The organism is Methylomonas sp. BG-2 (assembly GCF_057766305.1).
Genome location: NZ_JBYMAP010000366.1, coordinates 1 through 2,662, shown reverse-complemented (window position 1 = coordinate 2,662; position 2,662 = coordinate 1). Strand labels below are relative to the sequence as shown.

The following is a 2,662-nucleotide window of genomic DNA, read 5'->3' as shown; positions in this document are numbered from 1 at the left end:
TGGATATGCGCTAGTAATGGCGGCGGAGTTTGATCTGGAAAGTAGTGGTCCCAAGCCATCATCGCACCGCTGCGGTTCATATCGAATTCGGCTATGACGTTAGCCGGCAGGTCGATCAGTTCCTCGGCCGATGTTTTATGATGATCCAGAATGACAATACTGTTCGCCGCTTCGGCCATTTCTAGCAGAACAGGACGGTTGTAGCTGAAATCGACAATGACGACGTCTTCCCCCTGAATATCAGGAGGCTGTTCGCCATATTTGGCGGGAATAAAGTCGATGTCGCCTAAGGCTTTGCGGACAACCCAAGCCGCTCCAAATCCATCGGCACAATTGCCGTGATAGATACAAATACTCATGTCTTTTCCTCGTTATGTTTAACCATACCGCTTCCCCAACACCGCCCCAATCTCATCGATATGCGGCTGCAAGGCCCGCAACGCTTGCGGGTCACGCTTTTGCAGCAGATCGACCACGGTTTTCAGCGTATCCAGCGCTACGCTCAGCCCGCTAAACTGCGGATTGATGCGGCTGAATGCCTTGGCGAACTTGGCATGGGCGTCGGCCAGCTGCGACAGCACGCCGGCTTTTTCGTGGGCCGGAATCGGCGAGTTGTCCAGCTCACGCGTGGTCGTCAACACCAGCCGGGCAAAATCTTCGATCATGTTCTTGTTCAGCTCGTCGATGCCTTGCTCGCTGACGCGATAGGCAGCCCGAGCCGTATCCCAATCGTCGCCCCGTTCCTTGCCCAGCCGCTTCCACTCGCGCGCCGTGTCGTAGCTGACATTGCAGCAAGCGGCGGCTGCCGTCAGCGCCATGCCTTCCACGTACATGCGGCGGACGTTGGCTCGCGTTTCCGGAGTGTGCGCCACGTTCAGCTCATCCGCTTCAGCAACTCAACCATCCCGGCCACCAGCGCGCCGCCGGCACCGCCGCCCAAGGCGCCGATCTTGGCCACCGTTTCGATGATGCGTTTGTCCTCGCTTTGCAGTTCGCCGATCTTGGCTTCCACCACGTCCAGCCGGTCGGACATCTTGTCTTCTAGCCTGTCGATGCGCGCATTGCTGGACGTCTCAATGCGCCGCATGTCCTCTCGCAAATGCTCAATGCTGGCTAGCACAGCTTGATGCATCGCCCGGATTTCGCCGGTCAAATGACCGAGTTGTTGTGCCAAAGCGGCATTGTTATTGTGCTGTTCGGTCATCGGGTCTTCCTGTCTCGAAGTCAATTAAGGTGTCGAGCCGGGCTCGGCAGGTTTTGTATTCGCCTTGGGCGTTGCCGATCCAGCCGGCGACGTCGGTATCGGTGGCAATGGCGGCACTCTCTGCAACAGATGCGCCGGCGGTTTCGGACACGGTTGGATCGTCACGCGGGGCGCCGTTGAGCAGGCGGACAGCAGCATCGCCAAGACAAGCGCGACCACTAGTAACTTTAGAAACGGCACGGGTCACCTCCAGGGTGCGTTGAGTGAGTTGGGATTCGGTCTGCGCCAGTTGCGCGGATAGCGCGTCGCCGCGTTGTTGTTCGGCCGCTTGGCGTTCGCGATACAGCGTTTCGGCGGCGGCCAAGGCTTGCGCTTGGGCGGCTTTCAGTTGGGCGATTTCCGCGTTCAAGATCGCATCGGTCAAAAACCAGCCGCCGCCGGCACCCAAGCCCAGCCCAATCAGCGCGGCTAGCGCCAGCGGATTCATGCCGCCTCCCGCAACAGATCGGCCACCATCCGCGACGGCATGCCGATCCGCGTCGCCACGTCCATTTCCAGCGTAGCGCCCTTGGATACCGACCAGCCCGGCAGCAGCGCCACCATGTCGCAGGTCAGCATTTGCCGGATCGCTAGCCGCATATAGCCAGCCCAGGTGCCGCAATCAGGTACCGGATTCTCGGCTGGGTTTTCAACCGCGTACCCCAGCGCGCGCAAACGATCGGCGGCCTGGTTGAACGCGGGATAGTTGTAATCAGGGATGCCGGACATCGGGCCGGCCAGATAGACGCGGGTCGGTCCGGACCGTGGCGATAAGCTCATGGCGCCACCTCCGCTTCCAAACCGCCCCACGCGACGTAGAGCGGTTGTAGCGTCAACAGAATGCGCCGGGGATAACCCAAGTTTTCGGCGCAATGCACGGCGGCGCGGCTGGCCGCTCCGCACACGCCGTCCACCTCGGCGCGCTTGAGCGACGGCGCCAGCTTCGCTTCGTTCAGCCAATGGCCCAGGCCGCCGTTATAAGCCCGCAGCGCCGCCCAATAGCGGTCGAATTCGCCGCCTTTGGTACGCTGGTACAGCCAGCGGTCATACCCCACCAAGGCGCGCATCGCCCACACCGGGTTCGCCGGCTGGCAATCCTCGGCCGGCAGCCGCCGCACCCGGCACCACCATACCGCCGTGGCCGGCATGAATTGCGCCATGCCACGGGCGCCAACGCGGGAAACCGCCTGAGTATTCCAGCCACTCTCTTGATGAATTTGCGCGGCAAACGCCGCCACCGGCGCATCCAAACCCCATTCGGCATGGGCCACCCGCGTCAGCTCACCGCGATACGCCACGGCCGCGCGCGGTATCGCCGGCGCGGCCTGCGCCGATCCGGACAACAAATGCGACCCCAGCCACAGCACCAGCACCGAACCCGCCAGCGTCAGCAGATCGCGCACGATGTCCGCTAAATGC

At 61.8% G+C, this 2,662-nt stretch carries 5 protein-coding genes and 1 pseudogene; all 6 read right to left on the bottom strand.

Annotation, left to right across the window (positions count from 1 at the left end):
- Nucleotides 1-359: pseudogene (locus tag AC3B8H_RS20215) on the bottom strand (hypothetical protein); the annotation flags it as partial.
- Nucleotides 360-377: 18 nt separating this feature from the next.
- Nucleotides 378-872, bottom strand: coding sequence for a DUF1804 family protein (locus AC3B8H_RS20210; RefSeq protein WP_488443318.1), 495 nt, complete (start codon nucleotides 870-872; stop codon nucleotides 378-380).
- A gap of 2 nt (nucleotides 873-874) precedes the next feature.
- A complete protein-coding gene (locus AC3B8H_RS20205; RefSeq protein WP_488443317.1) occupies nucleotides 875-1,204 on the bottom strand; it encodes a hypothetical protein in 330 nt (109 codons plus the stop codon).
- Complete coding sequence (locus tag AC3B8H_RS20200; RefSeq protein ID WP_488443316.1) at nucleotides 1,185-1,691, bottom strand: hypothetical protein; 507 nt, start codon at nucleotides 1,689-1,691, stop codon at nucleotides 1,185-1,187. Before AC3B8H_RS20200 ends, AC3B8H_RS20205 begins: the two co-directional genes overlap by 20 nt.
- Nucleotides 1,688-2,023, bottom strand: a complete 336-nt coding sequence (locus tag AC3B8H_RS20195; RefSeq protein ID WP_488443315.1) for a DUF4406 domain-containing protein — start codon at nucleotides 2,021-2,023, stop codon at nucleotides 1,688-1,690. Before AC3B8H_RS20195 ends, AC3B8H_RS20200 begins: the two co-directional genes overlap by 4 nt.
- Nucleotides 2,020-2,662: transglycosylase SLT domain-containing protein (locus tag AC3B8H_RS20190; RefSeq protein WP_488443314.1), on the bottom strand; the 643-nt coding region annotated here is incomplete at its 5' end. The genes AC3B8H_RS20190 and AC3B8H_RS20195, both read right to left, overlap by 4 nt.